Origin of the sequence: Rhodovulum sp. 12E13 (assembly GCF_003340565.1) — a bacterium.
Lineage (GTDB): Bacteria > Pseudomonadota > Alphaproteobacteria > Rhodobacterales > Rhodobacteraceae > HLUCCA09.
Genome location: NZ_QPLK01000002.1, coordinates 297,957 through 321,536 on the forward strand (window position 1 = coordinate 297,957; position 23,580 = coordinate 321,536).

Here is a 23,580-nt window from a genome sequence, read left to right on the forward strand (position 1 = left end):
TGCCGGTCCATCACCTTGGGCGGTCATCGGCTCTCCAGCCTGTACCGCGCTGGCGAAAATGGCGACTGTTGGTTAAGGAAACCTTGCGCGAGCTCCATCATCTTGGCCCAAATACTCCCGCCGGAGGCGTCCGCCCTCGCGGCCCGGGCAGCGGCCGGGGGCGGGGCATGACGCGGGCGCTCGTGCTCTTCGCCCATCCCTGTCCGGAGAGCTTTTCGGCGGCGCTGCACGGGCGGGTGGTCGAGACGCTCGCGGGGCGCGGCTGGGAGGTGGACGATTGCGATCTGAACGCCGAAGGTTTCCAGCCGGTGCTGACCGAGGCGGAGCGGCGGGGCTATCACGAGGTGGGGCCGAACATCGCGCCCGTGGCCGGGTATGTCGAGCGCCTGCGGGCGGCCGAGGCGCTGGTGATGGTGTTTCCGGTGTGGAACTTCGGCTATCCGGCGATCCTCAAGGGGTTCCTCGACCGGGTGTTCCTGCCCGGGGTGTCGTTCCGGCTGGAAGACGGCAGGGTGCGGCCGAACCTGACGCATATCCGTCGGCTTGCGGCGGTCACGACCTATGGCGGCACGCGGGTCAGGGCGCTGCTTGCGGGCGACCCGCCCCGGCATTGCGTCACCCGGGCGGTCTGGCATGTTTGCCGCCCGCGCAAGATGCGATATCTCGCGCTCTACGACATGAACCGGGCGAGCACGGCGCGGCGGGCCGCCTTTCTCGACCGGGTCGGGCGGGAGATGGAGGTATTCTGAGACATGCGCGCGCTGGTCGTCCATTGTCACCCGCGGGAGGGCAGCTTCACCGCTGCGGTGCGCGACACCGTCGTGGCGCGGCTCGAGGCGGCGGGCGCCGAGGTACGGGTGAGTGACCTGTACGCGCGCGGCTTCGCGCCCGTCCTGACGGGTGCGGAGTGGGAGGCATATCTCGACAGCCCCGCCAATGCCGAGGCCGTGGCGCGCGACGTGGCCGACCTGCGCTGGTGCGACACGCTGGTGTTCGTCTACCCCACCTGGTGGTATGGTCTGCCCGCGGCGCTCAAGGGCTGGCTCGATCGCGTGCTTCTGCCCGATGTCGCCTTCCTGATGCCCGACGAGAGCCATCGCGACATCCGGCCCGCGCTCACCCACATCCGCCGGCTCGGCGTCTTCACCACCTGCGGGGCGAGCTGGTGGCTGACGCGCTGGGTAGGGGCGCCGGGGCGCCAGACGCTCCTGCGCGGGGTGGGCCTGCTTTGCGCCAAGCCTCTGCGCACGGCCTTCGCCGCGCATTACTCGATGGACAGCTCGACGCCCGAGAGCCGGGCGCGGCACCTTGCGCGGGTCGGCCGCGCGGTGGACCGGCTGGCACGGCGCGGCCGGCGCGCGGGGGTGCGGCGGCAGGAGGTGCCGGCATGAGCGGCGGCGCGGCGGCGATCTCGCCGATTCCGGTGCTCGACTGGCGCCGCTTCGCCGGGGGGGACGACCCGTGGGGGTTCGTCGCCGACCTGTCGGCCGCCTGCCGCGGAACCGGCTTCTTCCTGTTGCGCCATCACGGGATAGACCACGGGCTGATCGCCGACGTCTTTGCCCATGCCGACGACTTCTTCGGCATGGCCGAGGCGGACAAGGCGAAGCTGTCGATCGCCACCAACCCGCACAACCGCGGCTGGGCGGCCATGGGTTCGGAGCGGCTCGACGAGACGAGCGGGCAGGTCGACCGCAAGGAGGCGTTCAACATCGGGTTCGACCTGGCACCGCGCGACCCGCGGGTGCTGGCGGGCGAGCCCTTTCGCGGCGTGAACCTCTGGCCTCCCATCCCGGGGTTTCGCGACGTGATGCTGCGCTATTACCAGTCGGTGCAGAACCTCGGGGTGGTGCTGCACAAGGCGCTCGCGATCGACCTCGGGCTCGAGGAGACGTTCTTCGACGACAAGTTCACGGCGCCCATGGCGACCCTGCGCCTGTTGCACTACCCGCCCGCACGGGGCGAGGCGGGCGAGATCGGCGCCGGGGCGCATACCGATTACGGCTCGGTCACGCTGCTGCTGACCGACGGGGAGCCGGGGCTGCAGGTGCGCCTGCGCGGCGGCGACTGGGTGGACGTGCCGCATGTCGAGGATGCCTACGTGGTCAACATCGGCGACTGTCTGATGCGCTGGTCGAACGACACCTACATCTCGACGCCCCACCGCGTGTTGCCGCCCGCGCGGCGGCGCCGGTCGGTCGCCTTCTTCCTCGACCCCAATCCGGACGCGCTGATCGCGGCCCTGCCGGGCACGGGGACGCCGAAATACCAGGCGGTCACAGGGGCCGACTACCTGCGCTCGCGGCTCGAGGCGACCTATGCGGAGGGGCAGGGGTGAGGCGGCTGGACTGGGCCGAGTATCGCCGGACGGAGTTCGCGGGGCTCGACCCCGAGCGAGTGATCGCGGTGCTGCCCACCGCGGCGATCGAGCAGCACGGGCCGCACCTGCCGGTGGGGGTCGACACGATGATCGCGCACGGCATGCTGGGCGAGGTCCGGCGGGTCTGCCCCGACGATCTCGACCTGCGCATCCTGCCGGTGCAGGCGGTGGGCAAGTCGAACGAGCATCTCGACGCGGCGGGCACGCTGACGCTCGACGCGCCCACGGCGCTCGCGGCGTGGACGCAGATCGGGCTGTCGGTCGCGCGGGCGGGCGTGCGCAAGATCGTGATCGTCAATTCGCACGGGGGGAACCTCGACCTCGTGTCGATCCTCTCGCGCGAGCTCCGGGTGCGGGCGGGGATGCTGGCGGTGAAGTGCCAGTGGGGGGCGTTCGGACACCCGGAGGGGATGTATTCGGAGCGCGAGACGACCTACGGAATTCATGGCGGCGACGTGGAGACGTCGCTGATGCTTCATTTCCGGCCCCACCTCGTGGACATGGCGGCGGCCGCGGATTTCCGCTCGGCGGCGGAGGGGGCGGCGATCTCTCCCGTCGGGCCGATTTCGCATGGCTGGATGGCGCGCGACCTCAACCCCGAGGGCACCGTGGGCGACGCGCATCTGGCGACCGCCGAGAAGGGCGCGGCGACCTGCGCCCACCATGTGGCGGGGTTCGTCGAGTTGCTGCGCAAGGTGCGTGACATGCCGCTTGACCGGTTCGCGCCGGTCGTCCCGCCGGTCTGAGGAGCCAGGAGCCAGGAGCCAGGAGCCAGGAGCCAGGAGCCAGGAGCCAGGGGTCTGGGCCAACCGGGTGCGCCCGGCCGCTCGGTGCCGGTGCCCCTCGGTTCCGTCGGGCCTGGCGCTGCCGCAGGTGCGAGCGGGCACCCCCCCCTCCTGCGGCCGTGGCGTGACCGTCAACGAGGCCACTCTGCCCTCGCCGGCCGCGATGCGGCGGGTCGGGACAGCGCCGGACCCGGGCCGGGCTCGCCGCGAAGGCGGGCACGCTGGCGCGCGGGTCATTCTTGCAGCAGTTCGAGCGGATCGTAGCCGACCCCCGCGCCGAAGGCGATCTCGGCAAGGCTGTCGGGCTTGTGGCGCAGGCGCGCCAGCTCGGCGCGGCTCGCCCAGCGTGCGCGGTCGACCACGCCTTCGGGGTCGCGCCAGCCCGACGGGAGTGACGTGCTGCCCGCAAGGCGGCAGCGGAAGAAGATCTCTACCTGGTGGAAGCCGCTGGCGGGGTCGTGGAACTCGTTCACGAGGCACGGCGCGTCGACCACGATGTCGAGCCCCGTCTCCTCGTGCACCTCGCGGGCGAGATTGTCGGGCAGCGCCGCGCCCGCCTCGACACCGCCGCCCGGCGCGCACCACAGGTCGCTCTGGCCGCCGGGCCATGCGTTGACGATCAGAAGCCGCCCGCATGACACGATCACGGCCCGCACCGCGAGCCGTGGCCCGGGGCGCCGGTCGATCCCGGTGGGATGCGACAGGCCCTGTCCTCCTGTCTCCCCGCTCATGCTGCCGCTCAGCGGCGCGCGGGGCGCAGGCGATAGACGCCTTCGGGCAGGTTCATGGCCGCGCGCAGATCCTGCAGCTGGCGCATCGACAGCGTGACTTTCTGCACCCGGTCGGTGCGCGGGTCGAGCTGCTCGACCGTCACGCATTCCTCGAAGGCGTGGATCGTCACGTCCTCGCCCAGGGGCGCTGACCCCTCGTCGACCAGGGTGATCACGGTCGCGTCGAATTCGTGCTCTATCGTGAACATGGCCGCAGCCTAGCGGCCCGCCCGCGCGCTGTCATACCCCTTTTGCAGGAGGCCCCGGCGCTGCCGGTCGTCACACCTTGGCCGCGATGCCGTGCAGCAGGCTCAGCGCCCGCTCCAGCTCGCTCACCGCGATCCATTCGTCGGGCTTGTGGGCCTGTTCGATCGACCCCGGGCCGCAGACCACCGCGTCGAGCCCGATCTCCTGGAACAGGCCTGCCTCCGTGCCGAAGGAGACGAGCTCGGTTCCGTTCGCGCCGAGCACGCTCGCCACGAGGTCGCGCGCGCCGTTGGCCTCGCGCGGTTCCAGCGCCGCGACCTCGCCGATCACGTCGGTTTCGATGCCGGCCGCGGGGGTGACGGCCTGCATCTCGGGCAGAAGCTCCTCGGCGCAGTAGCGCTCCAGCACCGTCTTGACGCGGACCGCGTCATCCCAGGCCACCGGGCGCATCTCCCAGTCCACCTGCGCGTGGCCTGGGATGACATTGTGCGCGACGCCCCCCGTCAGCGCGCCCACGCTGATCGTGGTGTGCGGCGGCAGGAAGGCCGAGCCGGCGGGCGGGCTTGCCGCCAGCTCGGCCCGCAGCGCCATCAGGCGGGCGACGTAGCGCGCGGCGTATTCCACCGCGTTGACGCCCAGCTCGGGGCGCGAGCCGTGCCCCTCGGCGCCGTTGAATCGCGTGGTGTATTCGCAGCAGCCCTTGTGCCCGTCGACGATGTGCATGAGCGTCGGCTCGCCGATCAGCGCCATGCCGGGTTGCGCGCCGACCGCCCTGAGATGCTCGACAAGGTGCCGCGCGCCGACGCATCCGACCTCCTCGTCGTAGGTGAAGGCGAAGTGGATCGGGGTGCGCCGCTCGCCCGACGCGAAGGCGGGCAGCGCGGCGATGCAGGCGGCGATGAAGCCCTTCATGTCGCAGGTGCCGCGCCCGTAGAGGCGCCCGCTCTCCTCCCGCAGGATGAACGGGTCCGACGACCAGTCCTGGTCGTCGACCGGCACCACGTCGGTATGGCCCGAAAGCACGAGGCCGCCCGGTTCGTCGGGGCCGAGCGTGGCCCAGAGATTGGCCTTGGCGGCCGAGGCGTCGGACAGGATCTCGACGCGCGCGCCCGCCTCCTGCAACAGCTCGGCGAGATAGGCGATCAGCGCGTAGTTGGAGTCGGCCGATACGGTGGGGTAGGCGACCAGACGCTCCAGCGTGGCGATGCAGACCTCGAGCGGCGCCGCCCCCTCGCGCGGGTGGGGCCAGCTCATGCCGACCCCTTGACGAAGAGCTGCCGGGGCATCGAGCAGAAGGTCTCGGCCGGTCCGTCCTCGCGGATCAGGATGCTCTCGGTGATCTCGAGGCCCCAATCCTCGACCCAGAGACCGGGCATGAAGTGAAAGGTCATGCCAGCCTCGAGCACCGTCTCGTCCTCGGGGCGCAGCGAGATGGTGCGCTCGCCCCAGTCGGGCGGATAGGACAGCCCGATGGGATAGCCGCAGCGCGCGGCGCGCTCGATGCCGGCACGCTCGAGCTCGGCGCCCAGCGCGTTGGCCACGTCGTAGGCGCGGTTGCCGGCCCGGGCGGCGTCGATCCCGGCCTCCATGCCGGCGAGCAGCGCCTCCTCGGCTCGTCGGAAATGGTCGGGCGGATCGCCGAGGAAGACGGTGCGCGCGATCGGCACGTGGTAGCGGCGGTAGCAGCCGGCGAGTTCGAAGAACGTCGCCTCGCCCTCGCGCATCGGGTCGCCGTTCCAGGTCAGGTGCGGCGCGGCGGCGTCCGAGCCCGAGGGCATCAGCGGCACGATGGCGGGGTAGTCGCCCCAGTCCTCGCCGACGCCGAGCAGGCCGGCGCGGGTCACCTCGGCGGCGACTTCGTTCTTGGCGATCCCGGGAGCGGCCATGTCGATGGCCACCTGGCAGACCCGCTCGGCGATGCGCGCGGCGCGGCGCATGAAGTCGAGCTCCTCGTCGGATTTCACGGCGCGGCACCAGTTCACGAGGCCCGTGCCGTCGACGAGGGTGGCGGCGGGCAGCGTCTCGAAAAGGACCTGTTGCGCCTTGGCGGAGAAGTAGTAATTGTCCATCTCCACCCCGATGCGGCCGCCGCCGAGGCCGAGATCGGCCAGGGTGCCGGAGAGGTGCTGCATCGGGTGGCGCTCGGTCGACTGCACGTAGTGGTCGGCGTAGCCCACGATGCCGGTGCGCTCGATGTCCACAGTACGGCGGGCGCCGCCGGTATCCTGCATCCGGCCCCACCAGACCGGCTGGCCCTCGGCCGGCAGGATCACCGCCTGGTGCACGTAGAACGACCAGCCGTCGTAGCCGGTCAGCCAGGCCTGGTTGGAGGGATCGGTGACGATCATGGCCTCGAGGTCGCGCTCGTGCATGGCGGCGCGGGCGGCTGCGAGGCGGCGGTCGTACTCGGCGGACGAGAAGGGCGGAATCTGCATGCAGGGCCTTTCGAGGGGTGGCCTGTCGACCGGTAGCGGCGTGCGCCCGCGCCGGCAAGACGGGCAACGCCGTTGGAACGGCGTTGAACGCGCGGTGCCGCGCGTTTAAGGCGTTTGCAAACGCCTTGTGCCCGGCCTGCGGCCGGCCCGCCCCTCGAACGTGTCGCATCGCAGCTCTGCGCGGGGGCGGTTAGGGCAGGGCCGACATATCTACACAGCCGGACAGGGACCCCGCCATGCTCGACAACGACATTCTCGACGCCTGGGACCGCGAAAGCTTGTTCCACCCCTCGACGCATCTGGGCAAGCATACCCGTGGCGAGGGCACGGGGCGGATCATGGTCGGCGGCGAGGGCGCGTTCGTCACCGACCGCGACGGCACCCGCCTGCTCGACGCCTTCGCGGGCCTCTACTGCGTCAATGTCGGCTACGGGCGCACGCAGATCGCCGAGGCCATCGCCGCGCAGGCGCGCGAACTGGCCTACTACCACGCCTATGTCGGCCACGGCACCGAGGCCTCGATCACGCTGGCCCACATGGTGATGGAGCGCGCGCCCGATCACATGGCGCGGGTCTATTTCGGGCTCGGCGGGTCCGACGCGAACGACACCAACGTCAAGTTGCTGTGGTATTACAACAACATCCGCGGCCTGCCCGAGAAGAAGAAGATCATCACGCGCGAGCGGGCCTATCACGGCTCGGGCCTGATGTCGGGCTCGCTGACGGGGCTGAAGGCGTTCCACGCCAAGTTCGACCTGCCGCTCGAGCGGGTGCTGCGGACCGAGGCGCCCTACTACTACCGCCGGGCCGAGCGCGACATGACCGAGGCCGAGTTCACCGCCCATTGCGCGGCCGAGCTCGAGGCGCTGATCGCCCGCGAGGGGGGCGACACCATCGCCGCCTTCATCGCCGAGCCGGTGCTGGGCACGGGCGGCATCGTGCCGCCGCCCGAGGGCTACTGGGAGGCGATCGCGCCGATCCTCAAGCGCCACGACATCATGCTGATCGCCGACGAGGTGGTGACGGGCTTCGGCCGGCTGGGGAGCATGTTCGCCTCGCCCGCGTTCGGGCTTGAGCCAGACTTCATCACCATCGCCAAGGGCCTGACCTCGGCCTATGCGCCGCTGTCGGGCTCGATCGTCTCGCAGCGGGTGTGGGACGTGCTGGTGCAGGGCAACGACGAGTTCGGGCCGCTCGGGCATGGCTGGACCTATTCCGCCCATCCCATCGGCGCGGCGGCGGGCGTGGCGAATCTGAATCTCGTGGACGAGCTGGGGCTGGTGGCCAACGCTGCCGAGGTGGGGCCGTACCTGACCGCGCGGATGGAGGAGGCGCTGGGCGCGCACCCCCATGTCGGCGAGGTGCGCGGCATCGGCATGCTGACGGCCGTCGAACTGGTGCAGGACCGGACGGGGCCGGTCTTTTTCGAGAAGGTCGGCGCGGCGGCGGGCGAGGTGATCGCCGCGATGGGCCGGCGCGGCGTGATCGCGCGCGCCATGCCGCAGGGCGACATCCTCGGCTTCGCGCCGCCGCTCTGCCTGACGCGCCAGGAGGCCGATACCGTGGTCGAGGCGACCGCTGGCGCGGTGCGCGAGGTGCTCGGCGGCTGAGCGCCGCCAAGCCGCCTTTCGCCCGAGCGGCGAGCTCTCGCACAGGCTGCATTCGGACAGCCCCGCTCCCGCCAAGGTAGTCGAGCGCGCGCGGCCCAAAGCGGCGGTGTGCCCAGAATTTAATCGCGCGCTCAATGAGTTGGCTTGGCACCCGGTCAGCGGGCTTGAAACCCTGACCGAGCCTGATACGGTCTTTTGCCAACAAAGGAGGGTGCGCCGACCCCGGCAGCGCCCCGCTCCAACAGGGAGACATGCGTGGCGCTTGACGCAGGCAACCGCAAGACGGACTTCGTCGTCTTCGACCGGGTCCAGAAAAGCTACGACGGCGAGACGCTTGTCGTGAAGGATCTCAACCTCGACATCGCTCAGGGCGAGTTCCTGACGATGCTGGGGCCGTCGGGATCGGGCAAGACCACCTGCCTGATGATGCTGGCGGGGTTCGAGACGGCGACCCACGGCGACATCCGCCTCGACGGCAAGCCGATCAACAACATCCCGCCCCACAAGCGCGGTATCGGGATGGTGTTCCAGAACTACGCGCTGTTCCCGCACATGACGGTGGAGGAGAACCTCGCCTTCCCGCTCGAGGTGCGCAAGATCGGCAAGGACGAGCGCGAAGCCAAGGTCCGGCGTGCGCTCGACATGGTGCAGATGGCCGATTTCGGCGGTCGCCGCCCCGCCCAGCTTTCAGGCGGCCAGCAGCAGCGTATCGCCCTCGCCCGGGCGCTCGTGTTCGAGCCCGAACTCGTGCTCATGGACGAGCCGCTGGGCGCGCTCGACAAGCAGTTGCGCGAGCGGATGCAGTTCGAGATCACGCGCCTCGCCCACGAGATCGGCATCACGGTGGTCTACGTCACGCACGACCAGACCGAGGCGCTGACGATGTCCGACCGGGTGGCGGTGTTCAACGACGGCAAGATCCAGCAGCTGGCCGAGCCGGACGTGCTCTACGAGAAGCCCGAGAACAGCTTCGTCGCCCAGTTCATCGGCGAGAACAACACGCTCCAGGGGACTGTCCAGGACATCGACGGCAAGGTTGCCACGGTCCGCCTCGACGACGGCGAGATCATCGACTGCACGCCGGTCAATGTCAGCCAGCCTGGCGAGCGCACGCAGGTCTCCATCCGGCCCGAACGGGTGGAGTACAACCGAGAGCGGCTGTCGCCCGACGCGCACACGATCCACGCCGAGGTGCTGGAGTTCATCTACATGGGCGACATCTTCCGCACGCGGCTGCGCGTGGCGGGCAACGAGGATTTCGTCATCAAGACCCGCAATGCGCCCGACCAGCGGCGCCTGCAGCGGGGCGAGAAGATCGAGATCGGGTGGCTGCCGGAGGATTGCCGGGCGCTCGACGCCTGAACCTCGGCGCGCCCGCACATCCGCGCGCCTTGCCCGGGGGCGCGGAGATCACCCTAAGGGCATCAAGGAAAACAGGAAGGTAACCCATGAAGCTGAAGACAGTGCTGCTTTCGACCGGTGCCGCCCTGGCCATCGCGCCAGCGGCGATCGCGCAGGAGATGGCCGACTCCATGACGCTCGTCTCGTGGGGTGGCGCTTATCAGGCCAGCCAGGTCAACGCCTATGCCTCGCCGTATCAGGCGATGCACCCCGACGTGGAGATCACGTGGGACGAGTCGTCGCCCGAGGCCGTGGCCAAGCTGCGTGCCCAGAACGAGGCCGGCAACATCGCGTGGGATCTCGTCGACGTGGTCGCGGCCGACGCGATGCGCCTCTGCGACGAAGGCCTCGCGATGGAGGTCGATCACGACGAGATCCTCGCGCCCGCGCCCGACGGCACCCCCGCCTCGGACGATTTCGGCGACCTGATCGTGTCGGATTGCTACATCCCGCAGATCGTCTATTCGACGACGCTCGCCTACCGCAACGACGTCGAGGACTGGACCGGCACGCCCGACACGGTCTGCGCGCTGTTCGACACCGAGAACTTCCCCGGCACCCGCACGCTGGAGCGGCGCCCGATCAACAACCTCGAATGGGCCCTCTACTGCGACGGCGTCGCCAAGGAAGACATCTACGACGTGCTCGAGACCGAGGAAGGGCAGGACCGCGCCTTCGCCAAGCTCGACACGATCAAGGACCAGACGATCTGGTGGTCGGCCGCCGCCGAGCCGCCGCAGCTGCTGGCCGACGGCGAGGCCGTGCTCGGCTCGTCCTACAACGGCCGCTGGTTCTCGGCGATCGAGGAACAGGATCAGCCGATCTCGATGCTCTGGGACATGCAGGTCTTCGATCTCGACGGCTGGATCATCCCCGCGGGCCTGCCCGAGGATCGCCTGGCCCGCGTGAAGGACTTCGTCTACTTCGCGACCGACACGCAGCGCCTTGCCGACCAGGCCAAGTGGATCAGCTACGGCCCGGCGCGCGAGAGCTCGGCGCCGCTCGTCTCGACCCATGCCGAGCTCGGCATCGAGATGGGGCCGCACATGCCGACCGACCCCGAGAACGCGGCGAACACGCTTCTCTACAACTACGAGTGGTGGGCGGATTACCGCGACGACCTGGACGCCAAGTTCCAGGCCTGGCTCGCCCAGTGATCTGATGTCCGGGCGCGCGGCCCCCGTCGCGCGCCCGGATCCGCGCCTCTTGCGGGGAGGCGACCGCAAGGCGGCCGGCCGCACGGCACCGCCCCCAAGCGCAGCGGGAGACGATCCAGATGACCGATGCCGCCGCCGACGCGCCGATCCCCAAGCCCGACGCGGGCGACCGGGCCCGGCCCGAACGGCAGGAGCCCCTCCTCGCCGCCGACGGAAGTCCGCTCAAGAAGTCTCTGCAACGCTCGCTGCGCCGGCAGAAGCTGCGCGCCTTCGGTCTCGTGGCGCCGCTGCTGCTTTTCGTGCTCGTCACGTTCATTGCCCCGATCGCGGACATGCTGTTCCGCTCGGTCGAGAACCAGATCGTCTCCGAGACGCTGCCGCGAACGGTCGTGGCGCTGGAGCAGTGGGATCCCGAGCAGGACGAACTGCCCTCGGAGGATACGTTCCTCGCGATGGCCTACGACCTCGTCGAGGCGCAGGAACTGAAGATTCATACCCGTCTGGGCACGCGGCTGAACTACGAGACGACGGGCATCTCGTCGCTCTTTCGCCGCACGGGGCGGGGGGTCGACGACTTCGGCGAGATCTATCTCGACCAGTTCGAGGACCTGAACCCCAACTGGGACGAGGCCGGCCCCTGGGTGGACCTCGTGGCGGACGAAGGGTGGGAGCACCCTGCGCCCTTCGAGCCGTCCGAACGCTTCGCCGCGCTGATGTCCGAGACGGCTGCCGCCTATGCCTCGTTCGCCCGCGCCATCCAGCAGGGCAGCGACGATAATCCGCGCGAGGAAGAGCCGTGGGCGCCCGTGCACATGGCGCTCTATCACGACCTGATGCGGACCGACCCCGGCGCCATCGCCGCCTACGAGGGGCCTCGGGCCGAGATGCTGCGCGAGGCGCGCGCGGCCGTGGAGGGGTTCGAAAGTCAGCCGGTCCGCGAGATGTTCGTCGCCGAGGAGGAAGACTGGCTCGACCCGGAGGTTTGGGCCACGATCAAGACCTTCTCGCCCCCCTACACTCCAGGCTACTTCCTGACATCCGTCGACCTGAAGCTTTCGCCCGACGGTGAGGTTGTCGCCCAGGACGAGGACCAGCGCATCTACATGCTGCTGTTCCAGCGCACCCTGTTCATGTCGCTCATGATCATGGGCTGCACGATCCTGCTGGGCTATCCCATCGCCTACCTCATCTCCAACCTGCCCCTGCGCACGGCCAACCTGCTGCTCATCCTCGTGCTGCTGCCGTTCTGGACATCGCTTCTGGTGCGCACGAGCGCGTGGAAGGTGCTGTTGCAGCAGCAGGGGGTCATCAACGACACGCTCGTCTGGATCGGGCTCGTGGCCGACGACGCACGCCTGACCATGATCAACAACCAGTTCGGCACGATCGTGGCGATGACGCACATCCTGCTGCCGTTCATGATCCTGCCGCTCTACTCGGTGATGAAGACGATACCGCCGTCCTACGTGCGGGCCGCCAAGTCGCTTGGCGCGACCAACTGGACAGCCTTCTGGCGGGTGTATTTCCCGCAATCGGTGCCGGGGATCGGGGCGGGCTGCATCCTCGTCTTCATCCTGTCGATCGGCTACTACATCACGCCGGAACTCGTCGGCGGCACGACCGGGACGTTCATCTCGAACCGGATCGCCTTCCACATCTCGTCGTCGCTCAACTGGGGCCTCGCGGCCGCGCTCGGGACGATCCTGCTCGTGGTCGTGCTGGTGCTCTACTGGGTCTACGACCGGATCGTGGGCATCGACAACGTGAGCCTCGGATAGGGGCGGGGGAGAGCAGAGCCATGTCTGGACCGCCGATCTACGCCACTACACCGCAGCGCATCTGGTACTACGGCTTCCGCGTGCTGTGCGGGGTTATCTTCTTCTTCCTGATCGCCCCGATCCTGATCATCATCCCGCTCAGCTTCAACGCCGAGAACTTCTTCACCTTCACGCCCGAGATGCTGAGGTTCGACCCCGAGGGCTACTCGCTGAAGCACTACCGGGATTTCTTCACCAATCCCGACTGGCAACAGGCGCTGTGGAACTCGGTGCGCATCGCGCCGGCGGCGACGCTCCTCGCGGTGACGCTCGGCACGCTGGCGGCCATCGGCCTCAGCCAGCCGCACGTGCCCTATCGGCGGGCGATCATGGCGATCCTGATCTCGCCCATGATCGTGCCGCTCATCATCTCGGCAGCGGGGATGTATTTCTTCTACTCCCGCATCGGTCTGCAGGGCACCTATGTGGGCGTGGTTCTGGCCCATGCCGCGCTTGGCATCCCGTTTGTCATCATCACGGTCACGGCGACGCTGGTGGGCTTCGACAGGTCGCTGACGCGGGCCTCGGCGTCGCTCGGGGCCGACCCGGTCACGACCTTCTTCAAGGTGCAGATGCCGCTGATCCTGCCCGGCGTGATCTCGGGCGGCCTGTTCGCCTTCATCACGTCGTTCGACGAGGTGGTGGTCGTGATCTTCGTCGGCTCCGCCAACCAGCAGACGCTGCCGTGGCAGATGTTCACCGGCCTGCGCGAGCAGATCTCGCCGACGATCCTCGCGGTCGCGACGATCCTGGTCGCGATCTCGATCCTTTTGCTGATGACGGTCGAGTTGCTGCGCCGCCGCTCGGAGCGGTTGCGCGGCATGTCGCCCGGCTGAGACGCCGCAACCGAATTGATCGCCTTGGTGACGCGGATCGCCTGCGGCAGCACGACGATGCGCATCGTGTCACCCTGTGAGAGCCCCGGCGCGACGGCGGTCGCGCGCTGGGTGTGGTGGATCGAGTAGATGCCGGACCGGATCAGCCCGGAACGCGCCGAAGATGGCGACGTCGAGCCGGAAGGCCGGCAACAGGCCCCCGGTAGGCCGGCCCGAAGACCTCGCCGTCAATCAAGCTGAGCTGCCCTGCCTCGCCGCCCGACGCCATGGGGGCAGGGCGCCCAGCGCGAGGTTGACCGCAGCCGTCGAGGCGCCCGCCGGGGCGAGCGAGCGGCGCCGTTGCCGCGCCCTCGTGGGGCGCGCTCGGGCTCGAAGTGCCGGCTCAGCATCGGCACGGCGCATCCGCGTCGGCGCCGCGATTGTCCAGTGCCCGGCGCGCCGCCGGCAGAGGGTTGACCATCTGCGCGAACCGGGCGCACCTTTGCGCGTCTGCCGCGACCCGACGCGGCGACCACCGATAGGGAGCACTACCATGAACATGCGTATCACCGCTGCCGTCGCGGCGCTGTCTGCGGCCGTGGCCGCGGCGCCGGCCGCGGCGCAGGAGGAAACCTTCATCACCATCGGCACCGGCGGCGTGACCGGCGTCTACTACCCGACAGGCGGCGCAATCTGCCGTCTTGTCAATCGCAACCGCGCCGAGCACGGCATCCGCTGCGGCGTCGAGTCGACCGGCGGCTCGGTGTTCAACATCAATGCCATCCGCGGCGGCGAGCTGGAATTCGGCGTGGCCCAGTCGGACTGGCAGTATCACGCCTACAACGGCACCTCTCGCTTCGAGGAGCAGGGGCCGTTCGAGGAGCTGCGGGCGGTGTTCTCGGTTCACCCCGAGCCGTTCACCGTGGTCGCCCGCGCCGATGCCGGCATCGAGACCTTCGAGGATCTGCAGGGCAAGCGCGTGAACGTCGGCAACCCCGGCTCGGGCCAGCGCGGCACGATGGAAGTCCTGATGGACGAGATGGGCTGGACGATGGACGACTTCGCCGTCGCCTCCGAGCTTCAGGCCGCCGAGCAGAGCCAGGCCCTGTGCGACAACAACATCGACGCCATGATCTACACCGTGGGCCACCCCTCCGGCTCGATCCAGGAAGCCACCACGGCCTGCGACAGCGTGCTGGTCGACGTCGACAACGCGGCGACGCAGGCGCTGGTCGAGGCCAACCCCTTCTACCGCGTCGCCACGATCCCGGGCGGCATGTATCGCGGCAACGACGAGGACACGACGACCTTCGGCGTCGGCGCGACCTTCGTGACCTCGACCGCGGTGTCGGAGGACGTGGTCTACGAGGTGGTCAAGGCGGTGTTCGAGAACTTCGACCAGTTCAAGAGCCTGCACCCGGCCTTCGCCGTGCTCGAAAAGGAGCAGATGGTCAGCGACGGCCTGTCGGCACCGCTGCATGCGGGCGCCGAGCGCTATTATCGCGAGGCCGGCCTGCTCGAGTGAGCGGGGCCTGAGACAAGGGCGGGGCGCGCAGGCGCCCCGCCCCTTTCGCCCGAGGGGCGATGCGGGGACAGCGAGGGGGTGCAGATGTCCGACCCGTCTGGTCAGGAGCCTTCGGGCGGGCGCGGGACGCGCCAGTATTCCGACGAGGAACTTCAGGATCTCGTCGCCAGCACCGACTCGGGCGCGCGCAATCCGAGCAATCGGGCGGTCGCGCTTCTGATCTCGGGCACGGCGCTGGTGTGGTCGCTCTACCAGCTCTGGATCGCGCAGCCGCAGCTGTGGTTCGGCGAGTATCTGCCGGTGCTCAACAGCTCGCAGACGCGGCCCCTGCACCTGATGTTCGCGATCTTTCTCGCCTTCCTCGCCTACCCGGCGCTGAAGTCGTCGCCGCGCGACCGCGTGCCCCTGATCGACTGGGCGCTGGCGCTGGTGGGGGCGGCGTGCTGCTTCTATGTCTTCGCGTGGTCCGACCGGCTGGCGATGACGGCGCGCTCGGGTCTGCCGACCGAGTTCCAGGTGATCCTCGGCGCCGTCGGGCTCGTGGTGCTGCTCGAAGCTTCGCGCCGGGCGCTGGGGCCGGCGCTGACGATCGTGGGATCGCTGTTCCTCCTATACGCCTATTTCGGCACGGGCTGGCTGATCCCCGAGCTGATCGAGCACGAGGGCCTGTCGTTCTCGGCGCTCATCAACGCGCAGTGGCTCGACACGTCGGGCGTGTTCGGCATCCCGCTGGGCGTGTCGACGGCCTTCGTCTTCCTGTTCGTGCTGTTCGGCTCGCTCTTGGACAAGGCCGGTGCGGGCAACTACTTCATCAAACTGGCCTTCGCGGGGCTGGGGCACCTGCGGGGGGGGCCGGCCAAGGCGGCCGTCGTCGGCTCGGCCATGACGGGCGTGATCTCGGGCTCGTCGATCGCCAACGTGGTGACGACCGGCACCTTCACCATCCCGCTGATGAAGCGGGTCGGCTTCACCAGCGAGCAGGCGGGCTCGGTCGAGGTGGCCTCGTCGGTCAACGGGCAGATCATGCCGCCGGTCATGGGCGCGGCCGCCTTCCTGATGGTCGAGTTCATCGGCATCTCGTATCTCGAGGTCATCAAGCACGCCTTCATCCCGGCGGTGATCTCGTACATCGCGCTCGTCTACATCGTGCATCTCGAGGCGCTGAAGAAGGACATGCCGGCGCTGGGCGAGGCGAAGTCGTTCGCCTCGATGATCCTGAAGTTCCTGATCGGCTTCGCGATCACCGGCGTCGCCTTCACCGCCCTGATCTACGCCGCGAACGCGCTGCAGGCCGTGGCGCCGGGGCTGACCGGGCCGGTCTTCATGGCGGCGCTGCTCGGCGTCTACCTGCTGCTGGTCGCCGTGGCCGCGCGCCGCCCCGACCTGGAGGTCGACGACCCCAACGACCCCAACATCAGGCTGCCCACCGTGGGCGAGGTCTATGCCACGGGGCTGCACTTCATCCTGCCGATCTTCGTGCTGATCTGGTTCCTGATGGTCGAGCGGCAGAGCCCGGCGAAATCGGCCTTCTACGCCACCTCGCTGATGCTGTTCATCATCGTCACCCAGCGACCGCTCAAGGCGCTGTTCCGCGGCGAGGGTGGGCGGCTGGCCTCCGAGTTTGCCGCCGGGTTCGTCGACCTGCGCGACGGGCTGATCGCCGGGGCGCGCAACATGATCGGCATCGGCGTGGCCACCGCTGCCGCGGGCATCATCGTGGCGACCGTCACCAAGACGCCCATCGGTACCGAGCTCGCCGGGCTGGTGGAGCAGCTGTCGGGCGGCGTGCTGTTCCTGATGCTGGTCTTCGTGGGGCTGTTCTCGCTCATCCTGGGCATGGGGCTGCCGACGACGGCCAACTACATCGTGGTATCGTCGCTCATGGCCTCGGTCGTGGTGAGCCTCGGCGCGCAGGAGGGGCTGATCGTGCCGCTGATCGCGGCGCACCTCTTCGTGTTCTACTTCGGGATCATGGCCGACGTGACGCCGCCCGTGGGGCTGGCGAGCTTCGCCGCGGCGGCGGTGTCGGGGGGCGACCCGATCCGGACAGGCTTCACCGCGTTCTTCTACTCGCTCCGCACGGTCGCCCTGCCGTTCCTGTTCGTCTACAATCCCACGCTGATCCTCTACGGGGTCGACCTGGGCACGGCGGCGGGCATCGTGCAGGCGATCTTCGTCTTCGTGGTGGCGACCTTCGCGATGCTGCTCTTCGCCGCCGCCACGCAGGGCTATTTCCTCGCCCGCTCGCGTCTGCACGAGTCGCTCGCGCTGCTGGCGGTGGCCTTCACCCTGTTCGTGCCGAACTTCTGGCTCGACATGGTGCAGCCGCCCTTCCGCGAGATCGCGCCGGCGCAGTTCGAGGAGGCGGTAGCGAACGCCCCCGAAGAGGCGCGGCTGCGCCTGCTGGTGCGCGGCCCCGACTTCAACACCGGCGAGATGACCGAGACGACGCTGGTCATGGACATCGAGGGCGCGACCGCGCAGGAGCGCATCCGGAACTCCGGGCTGCTGCTCTTCCCCGAGGGCGACGCGGTGCGGCTGGACGAGCCGATGTTCGGCACCGACACTGCCGAAAAGCTGTCGAACTTCGACTTCTACGCCGAGACGCCGGTCACGTTGGCCGAGGTGCAGGCACCGGCCGACCGGCTGCCGGCGCAGGTCTTCTACGTGCCCGCCCTGCTGCTCCTGGGTCTGGTCATCCTGCTGCAGCGCAGGCGCCAGACGAAACCGGCCTTCTGAGGAGGCATGCCCGATGTTCACCTCCATCCTCCTGCCCGTCGATCTTTCGGCCCCCGAAAGCTGGCGCAAGGCGGCGCCGGTGGCGATCAAGATGGCCCGCGACGACGGCGCGGCGCTGCACGTGGCCACCGTGATGCCGGATTACGGAATGTCGGTCGTGGGCAGCTATTTCGAGGCCGATTTCGAGCAGAAGGCGCTGCACAAGATCGGCGAGGAGCTGTCGGCCTGGGTGGTCGAGCATGTGCCTGAAGGCGTGGAGGTGCATCCGCACGTGCTTCACGGCACGGTTTACGACCAGATCATCGGCGCGGCCGACCGACTGGGCTGCGACGCCATCGTGATGGGCTCGCATCGTCCGGAACTGAAGGATTACCTGCTCGGCCCCAACGCCGCCCGCGTCGTGCGTCACGCACGACAGTCGGTCTTCGTGGTCAGGGGGGAGTGATGTGAGGGGGAGCGACGTCAGGGGAGAGTGACGTCAGGGGGGAGTGACCTGAGGGGAGAGTGGCCCAGGACCCGGCACTCGCGCCCAGGGGCGCCGCCTCTCCGGCCGGCGGTGCCCCCTCACGACACCGGTCGCACCTCCACCCCGTGCACGGCGGTCGCCGCGGCCGCGGCGGCCCCATGGTCGGGCGCGTCGAGCCGGAAGGCCTCGACCGCCTGCTTGAGCCGCAACGCCTCGGCCTTGAGCTGCCTCGCCGCATCGGCGGCGCCCTCGATCACGGCGACGTTGCTGCGCGTCGCGCTGTCGAGTTCCGTCGTGGTGCGCGAGATTTCGGAAACTCCCGACGACGTCTCGACGGTGGCCGAGGCGATGTCGCGGATGCGGGTCGCGGCATCGGCCACGCCGGCGGCGATCTCGTGCAGGGCGGCGCCGGAGCGGTTGACGAGATCGACCCCGCCCTCGACCGTCGTCGCCGATGTCTCGACGAGTCCGGCGATCTCCTTGGCCGCTTCCGAGGAGCGCTGCGCGAGCCCCCGCACCTCGGAGGCGACCACCGCGAAGCCGCGCCCGGCATCGCCGGCGCGCGCGGCCTCGACGCCGGCGTTGAGCGCGAGCAGGTTGGTCTGGAACGCGATGTCGTCGATCAGCTTGAGCACCTTGCGGATCTCGTCGGACGACGACTTGATGCCATCCATCGCCCCGACCGCCTGCTCGATCACCTCGCTTCCCTCCGCGGCCTTGCGCGAGATGTCGTCGACATCGGTGCGCGCCTCCTCGGCCGAGGCGGCGGCGGCGCGCACGTGATCGGTCATCTGCGCGAGCTGCGTCGCCGTCGCCTCGATCTGGCCGGCGCTCGCCTCGTATCTGCCCGACAGGCTGCCGGTGGACTCGGCGACCATGACAGAGGCGGATTCGACGGCGGCGGCCGAACCTGAGATCGACAGCAGCGTGTCCTGCAGGCTTTCGGCGGTCTCGTTCATCGAATGCGCGATCTCGGTGAAGACCCCGTCGAACGCCAGAGGCATCCGGTAGGTCAGGTCTCCGCCCGCCATCCTTTCGAGGGCCAGCCTGACGGCGCTCAGCCCCGCATCCGTGACCTCGCCGATGCGGTTGACGCCCTCGCAAATCTCGCGGAACAGGCCCTCCTTGCCGGCGAGGTCCAGGCGGCGGGAGAAATCGCCCGCGGCGCAGGCCTCGACCACGCGGGCGATCTCGGCCGCGGTCTGCCGCTCCCGCTCCTGCCGCGCCTGCGCCTCGGCCCGATCGGCTTCGGCCTGACGGGCCCGCGCGGCCATGTCCTCGCGCTCCCTTTCCGCGGCCCGCGCCTCGGTCCGTTTCTGGCGCTCGGCGGCCTCGCGCGTCTCGTTTTCCTGCCTCTGCATGTTCCACAACGCCTCGCGGAAGGTCTCGACGGTGGAGAAGAGCTGCTTGATTTCCACGAGTTCCGACCGGTTCTCGCGGATCTGCACGTCCAGGTCACCGTTGGCGAGGCTCGTAAGCAGGCGCGTGGCGCCGCCGAGCAGGCCCAGGACGCGGATCCGCAGCACCAGGAAAATGGCCACGAGCGAGAGGATCGCCGCCGCCGCGAAGGCGCAGATCACCGCGGCGTTCGTGATGGCGCGGCGTTCGCGCTCCTGCCAGTAGGCAGCCAGCGCAGTGCCCGCGTTCTGCGAAAGCGCCTCCATCGCGCCGAGCGCGGCATTGGAGAACTGGAAGAAATCCATGAATCCCATGCCGTAGTCGGGCGTCTCGCCCAACGCTGTCCTGCGAGACACGTCGAGCATGCGGTCGATCTCGGGCACGTATTGGCCGAAGTAGAGCGCGTCGGCGGCGTCTATCTCGGCCTGCAGATCCGCCGGCAGGCCCGGCACCGAGGTGACCGCGTTGGCAAGTGCCGTCCAGGCCTCGCGGGCACGCGAATTGTCGAGGGTCAGCACCTCGATGTCGGATGGGTCGATAATGGCGCCGTTCAGGGTCGCGATGGCGAAATAGGTGCGCGCGCGGCCGCCGAATTCGCGGACCTCCCACGCCTTGAGCTGGACCGTGCCGAGCGCGCCCGCGAGCTGGCTCGAGATGCGCGTACGGTTGCGCAGAAGCGCGGTCGCGTTCTTGAGGGCGACGACCTCCTCCTTCAGCTCGTAGGGCAGCGCGTAGGCGCGCCCGGGGTCGCGCTCCCCGATCGGGACGGACAGGAGCGCGTCGATCTCGGATCGCAACTCGGCGACCCGCGCCAGCGCGGCGCGCGTCTGGGCGAGGTAGGCGTCACGCGTTTCGAGCCAGCCGATGCGCTCGATCTGCGCCAGCGCGTCGGCAAGGCCCGAATCTGCGGTCGCACGCTGCTCGGTCACGAGGTCGCGGAACGTCTGCGGCAAGGGATCGGGGTAGGCGAGGCCGACCTGGATCACACTACGCTCCAGCGACATGGCCACGGTTGCAGCCATCGCCGTGCTGTCGGCCGTGCCCAGCACGGCCGTCGCCCGGATGTCGCGCAGCTCGCGGAGCGACTGGGTGGCAAGGATGCCGCCGAGCACAGCCATGACCGCCCCGATGAAGGCGAAGGCGCAGAGAAACAACGTGGAGAGCCGCATGATGCCCCGATCCGGCAAGCCTTGACGCAGCGTCGACTACAGGGCGGAGGTAAACGTTCGCCTTATGGTCGCCCCCAGCGGGACGCTGTGGGCCACCCCGCGCCGCCGGTCAGGCAGGGCGGCTGGGCCCTGATTGCGGCTCTGCCTCCGGCTCTGCCTCCGTCTCTGCCTCCGTCTCGGCCTGCTCGGCGGCCCAGGCTCCGGCGGCCTCCACGGCCACGACCGACGAGGTGGGGACGACGCCGAGATAGCTCTCGGTTTCCGCGGCCGGAGCGGCGGTGCGCTGCGTCATGCGGTAGAGCGCATAGAGCGCGAGACAAATGAAGGTTGCCGCGAGAACGAGCCAGAACGCCGACGGTGAGAGCCGCTCCATCGCCCAGCCGGTCGCGAGCGGCCCGAGAATCGCGCCGAGACCGAAGGTGAACACGAGGCCGCCCGAGGCTGCGGGCATGTCCTCGGCGGAAAGGTAGTCGTTGGTATAGGCCAGAAGCAGGGCGTAGAGGGGCGTCGTCACGCCGCCGGCGAGGAAGGCGGCGCCCATCAGCGGCCAGAGGGTCGTGCCGTCCACGGCGAGGCCGGCGGCGACCCAGCCAAGGCCGCAGGAGGCGGCGCCGATCACGGCGCAGCCGAGGATCACCGCCCGCCGGTCGAGCCGGTCGGACAGCCAGCCGACCGGGTATTGCAGCGCGAGTGCGCCTGCGAACAGCATCGCCACGAAGAGCGCCACCTGCGCGGCCGTCATGCCGATCTCGGTGCCGAAGACCGCGCCCATGCCGGATTGGGTGGCGTAGACGCCCCCCAGCAGGAAGATGCCCACCGTGCCCAGCGGCGAGCTCGCGAACAGCCCGCGCAGCGTCATCGGCCGTGCCATCTCCACCGCAGGGACGGGGGTGACCGACAGCAGGATCGGCGCGAAGGACACCGAGACGAGGATCGAGGCGCCGATGAACAGCGCCGAGGTCGCCGCGTCGCCCAGCGTCAGCAGGCCCTGCGCCCCGATGATGCCGAGCGTCTGCGCGAGCATGTAGGCCGACAGCACCTTGCCGCGCGTCTCGTTGGTCGAGGCGTTGTTGAGCCAGCTCTCCGCTGCCACGTAGATGCCCGATATGCAGAACCCCACCAGCACGCGCAGGATGGTCCACGCCCACGGCTCGGTCAGCAGCGGGAAGGCGATCAGCCCCGCCGACATGAAGCTGCCGAGCGCGGCGAAGACCCGCACGTGACCCACCCGCCGGATCAGGTTGGGCGTGAGGCGCGCGCCCGACAGGAAGCCGAGAAAGTAGCCCGAGGTGACGACGGCGAGTTCGGCGGCCGAGAAGCCCTCGATGCCGCCGCGCAGACCGATCAGGGTAAAGTGCATGCCGTTGCCGAGCATGATCAGCACGATGCCGAGCAGCAGGGCCCAGACCCCGGAGAGGACTTGGATCATCGCGCGAAGCCTTCGTGCCGTGAGTTCGCCATGTGCCTGCCCCGCCTCACACGGAGGCGTGCCCGACGTCTTCGCTGCAGCGCCGCATGCGGTGCCGTTTGCGACACCGGCCGCACCGCGCGCGCACGGGCGCGACGGCGGCTGCGTCTTTGGGGTGTCATACGCCCCTAGGTCGGCACGGCAACAGGCGCGAGAGTGCCCGCAGAGGCCGAAGCGGCCCGTGTACGCTCCTGCAGCCGCGACGGCGGCACGCGGAAGGGCTGCCCCCCGTACTCATGGCGATGCGCGTCAATCGACATCCTGTTTTCCTCGAGGGGTGGTCGAGTTCCGACGGTCACGTGGAGTGCGCCCCTGCGGTTGGACACGATCACGCGGCGGTTTTGACAGGGGCGCGGGCGTTGCGGTCCTCGAACATGGCGGGGCTGAGAGACCCCAGGGCTGAGTGCAGGCGTCTTTCATTGTAGGCGTCGATGAAGCGGGGCACGCCGGCGGCGACGTCCTCGAAGGCCTCGTACTCCATGAGGTAGACGTCCTCCACCTTCAACGTCTTCATGAGGCTCTCGGCCTGCGGGTTGTCGTAGGGGTTGCCATGCCGGCTCATGGAGCCGACGAAGCCATACTCCTTCAGCAGGTCGCGGTGGAGCTCGGAGGCGTATTGGGATCCGCGATCGGAGTGGAACACGCACCCCGGCAGCGGCCTTGCGCCGCGCGATCGCGCGGCGCAAGTGGTAATGGCGCTGGCCGCGGATGTTGCCGTGGCGGATGGGCGAGGCTTCCGGCGCATCCTCGAGGAAGGCGCGGTCGAGGCCGTTCCTGAGGATCGAGCGGATGGAGGCGACGGAGTGGGCGCGGAGGTCGAGGCCGCGGCGGCAGGCGGCGTCGACGCGTGCGGCACCGTAGGTCTTCACCAACGCCAGCACGCCGAGGCAGGTTCGGAAGCCCTGCTCGGGATGGGGGCGCGCCGCCATCACCGCGGCGCTCGAGCAGGCCGTGGACGGCCCGACCTTCTCGGCCGAGGCCATCAGGCGCGCGGGCGTCCATTCCCCGAAGCGGCGATGCGCGCTCGGCATGTGCTCGGAGAAATCCGACATCGAGATCGCACCGGTCCATCATCGCCTGCCGGACCGCATCCGGGCCCTCGCCCTGATCTGTTTCCTCGCTCTCGTGCTCCACCGCGTCATGCGCATGAGGCTCAAGGCGAGGGACCATGCCGCCAGCCCGCGCACCGCGCTCGATTTGCTGGGCCGCATCCAGCGACACCAGGCAAAGATCGGCGAGCGATCGGTAGACGGCCTCTCTTCCACGACCCCCGAACAGTTGGAGCTCTTCGAGAGCCTGAACCTGCCCAAAGGCGGTGTCAGCAAACCGTGTTGGTGGGGTGGCCTGAAGCGAGGAGCTTCCTGAGGACGTCGCGGTAGCTCCGGTCGGCGTTGTCACGGGCGGCGTGCCAGCGGCCGTAAGCGGCGAGGTTCTTCGA

18 protein-coding genes and 3 pseudogenes are annotated in these 23,580 nt (G+C 69.3%); 13 read left to right on the forward strand and 8 right to left on the reverse strand.

What is annotated here, in order from left to right:
* The first annotated feature begins 167 nt into the window (after nt 1-167).
* From DLJ49_RS03160 to DLJ49_RS03175, 4 genes are read left to right on the forward strand one after another with little or no spacing between them, the layout of a single operon-like run.
* Complete coding sequence (locus DLJ49_RS03160; RefSeq protein WP_115392060.1) at nt 168-749, forward strand: NAD(P)H-dependent oxidoreductase; 582 nt, start codon at nt 168-170, stop codon at nt 747-749.
* Nucleotides 750-752: 3 nt separating this feature from the next.
* Nucleotides 753-1,391 carry an NAD(P)H-dependent oxidoreductase gene (locus tag DLJ49_RS03165; RefSeq protein ID WP_115392061.1) on the forward strand — a complete coding sequence of 213 codons (639 nt, stop codon included), beginning with the start codon at nt 753-755 and terminating at the stop codon, nt 1,389-1,391.
* Complete coding sequence (locus DLJ49_RS03170) at nt 1,388-2,338, forward strand: isopenicillin N synthase family dioxygenase (protein ID WP_115392062.1); 951 nt, start codon at nt 1,388-1,390, stop codon at nt 2,336-2,338. The genes DLJ49_RS03165 and DLJ49_RS03170 overlap by 4 nt, the downstream gene beginning before the upstream one ends.
* Complete coding sequence (locus DLJ49_RS03175) at nt 2,335-3,126, forward strand: creatininase family protein (RefSeq protein WP_115392063.1); 792 nt, start codon at nt 2,335-2,337, stop codon at nt 3,124-3,126. The genes DLJ49_RS03170 and DLJ49_RS03175 overlap by 4 nt, the downstream gene beginning before the upstream one ends.
* Nucleotides 3,127-3,398: 272 nt before the next feature.
* Here the strand turns inward: DLJ49_RS03175 and DLJ49_RS03180 are convergent, their stop codons facing one another.
* From DLJ49_RS03180 to DLJ49_RS03195, 4 genes are all read right to left on the reverse strand, one after another.
* Nucleotides 3,399-3,896, reverse strand: coding sequence for an NUDIX domain-containing protein (locus tag DLJ49_RS03180; RefSeq protein WP_115392064.1), 498 nt, complete (start codon nt 3,894-3,896; stop codon nt 3,399-3,401).
* An 8-nt stretch (nt 3,897-3,904) separates the two neighbouring features.
* A complete protein-coding gene (locus tag DLJ49_RS03185) occupies nt 3,905-4,144 on the reverse strand; it encodes a hypothetical protein (RefSeq protein WP_115392065.1) in 240 nt (79 codons plus the stop codon).
* A gap of 70 nt (nt 4,145-4,214) precedes the next feature.
* On the reverse strand, nt 4,215-5,396 hold the full coding sequence (gene argE, locus DLJ49_RS03190; protein ID WP_115392066.1) for an acetylornithine deacetylase: 1,182 nt from the start codon (nt 5,394-5,396) through the stop codon (nt 4,215-4,217).
* Complete coding sequence (locus tag DLJ49_RS03195) at nt 5,393-6,577, reverse strand: M24 family metallopeptidase (RefSeq protein ID WP_115392067.1); 1,185 nt, start codon at nt 6,575-6,577, stop codon at nt 5,393-5,395. The genes argE and DLJ49_RS03195 overlap by 4 nt, the downstream gene beginning before the upstream one ends.
* 236 nt (nt 6,578-6,813) lie before the next feature.
* On the opposite strand from DLJ49_RS03195, the gene DLJ49_RS03200 reads away from it, so the two are divergent.
* The 8 genes and pseudogenes from DLJ49_RS03200 (at nt 6,814) to DLJ49_RS03235 (ending at nt 18,086) form a co-directional block, all read left to right on the forward strand.
* Nucleotides 6,814-8,187: an aminotransferase class III-fold pyridoxal phosphate-dependent enzyme gene (locus tag DLJ49_RS03200; RefSeq protein ID WP_115392068.1), complete on the forward strand. Its 1,374-nt coding sequence runs from the start codon at nt 6,814-6,816 to the stop codon at nt 8,185-8,187.
* Between the two features lie 255 nt (nt 8,188-8,442).
* Entirely contained in the window at nt 8,443-9,549 is a 1,107-nt protein-coding gene (locus DLJ49_RS03205) for an ABC transporter ATP-binding protein (protein ID WP_115392069.1), read from the forward strand.
* Nucleotides 9,550-9,635: 86 nt separating this feature from the next.
* Nucleotides 9,636-10,745 carry an extracellular solute-binding protein gene (locus DLJ49_RS03210; protein WP_115392070.1) on the forward strand — a complete coding sequence of 370 codons (1,110 nt, stop codon included), beginning with the start codon at nt 9,636-9,638 and terminating at the stop codon, nt 10,743-10,745.
* Between the two features lie 119 nt (nt 10,746-10,864).
* Nucleotides 10,865-12,523, forward strand: a complete 1,659-nt coding sequence (locus tag DLJ49_RS03215; RefSeq protein ID WP_115392071.1) for an ABC transporter permease — start codon at nt 10,865-10,867, stop codon at nt 12,521-12,523.
* 59 nt (nt 12,524-12,582) lie between these two features.
* A pseudogene (locus tag DLJ49_RS03220) lies at nt 12,583-13,398 on the forward strand (ABC transporter permease); the annotation flags it as partial.
* Nucleotides 13,399-13,930: 532 nt separating this feature from the next.
* Entirely contained in the window at nt 13,931-14,902 is a 972-nt protein-coding gene (locus DLJ49_RS03225; RefSeq protein ID WP_369932455.1) for a TAXI family TRAP transporter solute-binding subunit, read from the forward strand.
* 84 nt (nt 14,903-14,986) lie between these two features.
* Nucleotides 14,987-17,641: a TRAP transporter permease gene (locus DLJ49_RS03230; protein ID WP_115392073.1), complete on the forward strand. Its 2,655-nt coding sequence runs from the start codon at nt 14,987-14,989 to the stop codon at nt 17,639-17,641.
* Nucleotides 17,642-17,654: 13 nt separating this feature from the next.
* Complete coding sequence (locus tag DLJ49_RS03235) at nt 17,655-18,086, forward strand: universal stress protein (RefSeq protein ID WP_115392074.1); 432 nt, start codon at nt 17,655-17,657, stop codon at nt 18,084-18,086.
* Nucleotides 18,087-18,205: 119 nt separating this feature from the next.
* On the opposite strand, the gene DLJ49_RS03240 is transcribed toward DLJ49_RS03235, so the two are convergent.
* From DLJ49_RS03240 to DLJ49_RS22305, 4 genes and pseudogenes are all read right to left on the reverse strand, one after another.
* Complete coding sequence (locus DLJ49_RS03240; protein ID WP_115392075.1) at nt 18,206-20,674, reverse strand: methyl-accepting chemotaxis protein; 2,469 nt, start codon at nt 20,672-20,674, stop codon at nt 18,206-18,208.
* A gap of 109 nt (nt 20,675-20,783) precedes the next feature.
* Nucleotides 20,784-22,103, reverse strand: coding sequence for an MFS transporter (locus tag DLJ49_RS03245; protein ID WP_115392076.1), 1,320 nt, complete (start codon nt 22,101-22,103; stop codon nt 20,784-20,786).
* A 367-nt stretch (nt 22,104-22,470) separates the two neighbouring features.
* Entirely contained in the window at nt 22,471-22,887 is a 417-nt protein-coding gene (locus DLJ49_RS03250) for an integrase core domain-containing protein (RefSeq protein ID WP_115392077.1), read from the reverse strand.
* Nucleotides 22,829-23,182, reverse strand: a pseudogene (locus tag DLJ49_RS22305) (IS21 family transposase); the annotation flags it as partial. The pseudogene DLJ49_RS22305 and the gene DLJ49_RS03250, both read right to left, overlap by 59 nt.
* A 1-nt stretch (nt 23,183) precedes the next feature.
* Here DLJ49_RS22305 and DLJ49_RS03255 point away from each other — a divergent pair.
* Nucleotides 23,184-23,507, forward strand: a pseudogene (locus tag DLJ49_RS03255) (hypothetical protein); the annotation flags it as partial.
* Between the last annotated feature and the right edge of the window lie 73 nt (nt 23,508-23,580).

Bases quoted from the DNA above. Each gene is read 5' to 3' on its own strand.
- DLJ49_RS03160 (WP_115392060.1), top strand. From the start codon at position 168: ATGACGCGGGCGCTCGTGCTCTTCGCCCATCCCTGTCCGGAGAGCTTT.
- DLJ49_RS03165 (WP_115392061.1), top strand. From the start codon at position 753: ATGCGCGCGCTGGTCGTCCATTGTCACCCGCGGGAGGGCAGCTTCACC.
- DLJ49_RS03170 (WP_115392062.1), top strand. From the start codon at position 1,388: ATGAGCGGCGGCGCGGCGGCGATCTCGCCGATTCCGGTGCTCGACTGG.
- DLJ49_RS03180 (WP_115392064.1), bottom strand. From the start codon at position 3,896: ATGAGCGGGGAGACAGGAGGACAGGGCCTGTCGCATCCCACCGGGATC.
- DLJ49_RS03185 (WP_115392065.1), bottom strand. From the start codon at position 4,144: ATGTTCACGATAGAGCACGAATTCGACGCGACCGTGATCACCCTGGTC.
- argE (WP_115392066.1), bottom strand. From the start codon at position 5,396: ATGAGCTGGCCCCACCCGCGCGAGGGGGCGGCGCCGCTCGAGGTCTGC.
- DLJ49_RS03195 (WP_115392067.1), bottom strand. From the start codon at position 6,577: ATGCAGATTCCGCCCTTCTCGTCCGCCGAGTACGACCGCCGCCTCGCA.
- DLJ49_RS03200 (WP_115392068.1), top strand. From the start codon at position 6,814: ATGCTCGACAACGACATTCTCGACGCCTGGGACCGCGAAAGCTTGTTC.
- DLJ49_RS03210 (WP_115392070.1), top strand. From the start codon at position 9,636: ATGAAGCTGAAGACAGTGCTGCTTTCGACCGGTGCCGCCCTGGCCATC.
- DLJ49_RS03215 (WP_115392071.1), top strand. From the start codon at position 10,865: ATGACCGATGCCGCCGCCGACGCGCCGATCCCCAAGCCCGACGCGGGC.
- DLJ49_RS03225 (WP_369932455.1), top strand. From the start codon at position 13,931: ATGAACATGCGTATCACCGCTGCCGTCGCGGCGCTGTCTGCGGCCGTG.
- DLJ49_RS03230 (WP_115392073.1), top strand. From the start codon at position 14,987: ATGTCCGACCCGTCTGGTCAGGAGCCTTCGGGCGGGCGCGGGACGCGC.
- DLJ49_RS03235 (WP_115392074.1), top strand. From the start codon at position 17,655: ATGTTCACCTCCATCCTCCTGCCCGTCGATCTTTCGGCCCCCGAAAGC.
- DLJ49_RS03240 (WP_115392075.1), bottom strand. From the start codon at position 20,674: ATGCGGCTCTCCACGTTGTTTCTCTGCGCCTTCGCCTTCATCGGGGCG.
- DLJ49_RS03245 (WP_115392076.1), bottom strand. From the start codon at position 22,103: ATGATCCAAGTCCTCTCCGGGGTCTGGGCCCTGCTGCTCGGCATCGTG.
- DLJ49_RS03250 (WP_115392077.1), bottom strand. From the start codon at position 22,887: ATGCGCCGGAAGCCTCGCCCATCCGCCACGGCAACATCCGCGGCCAGC.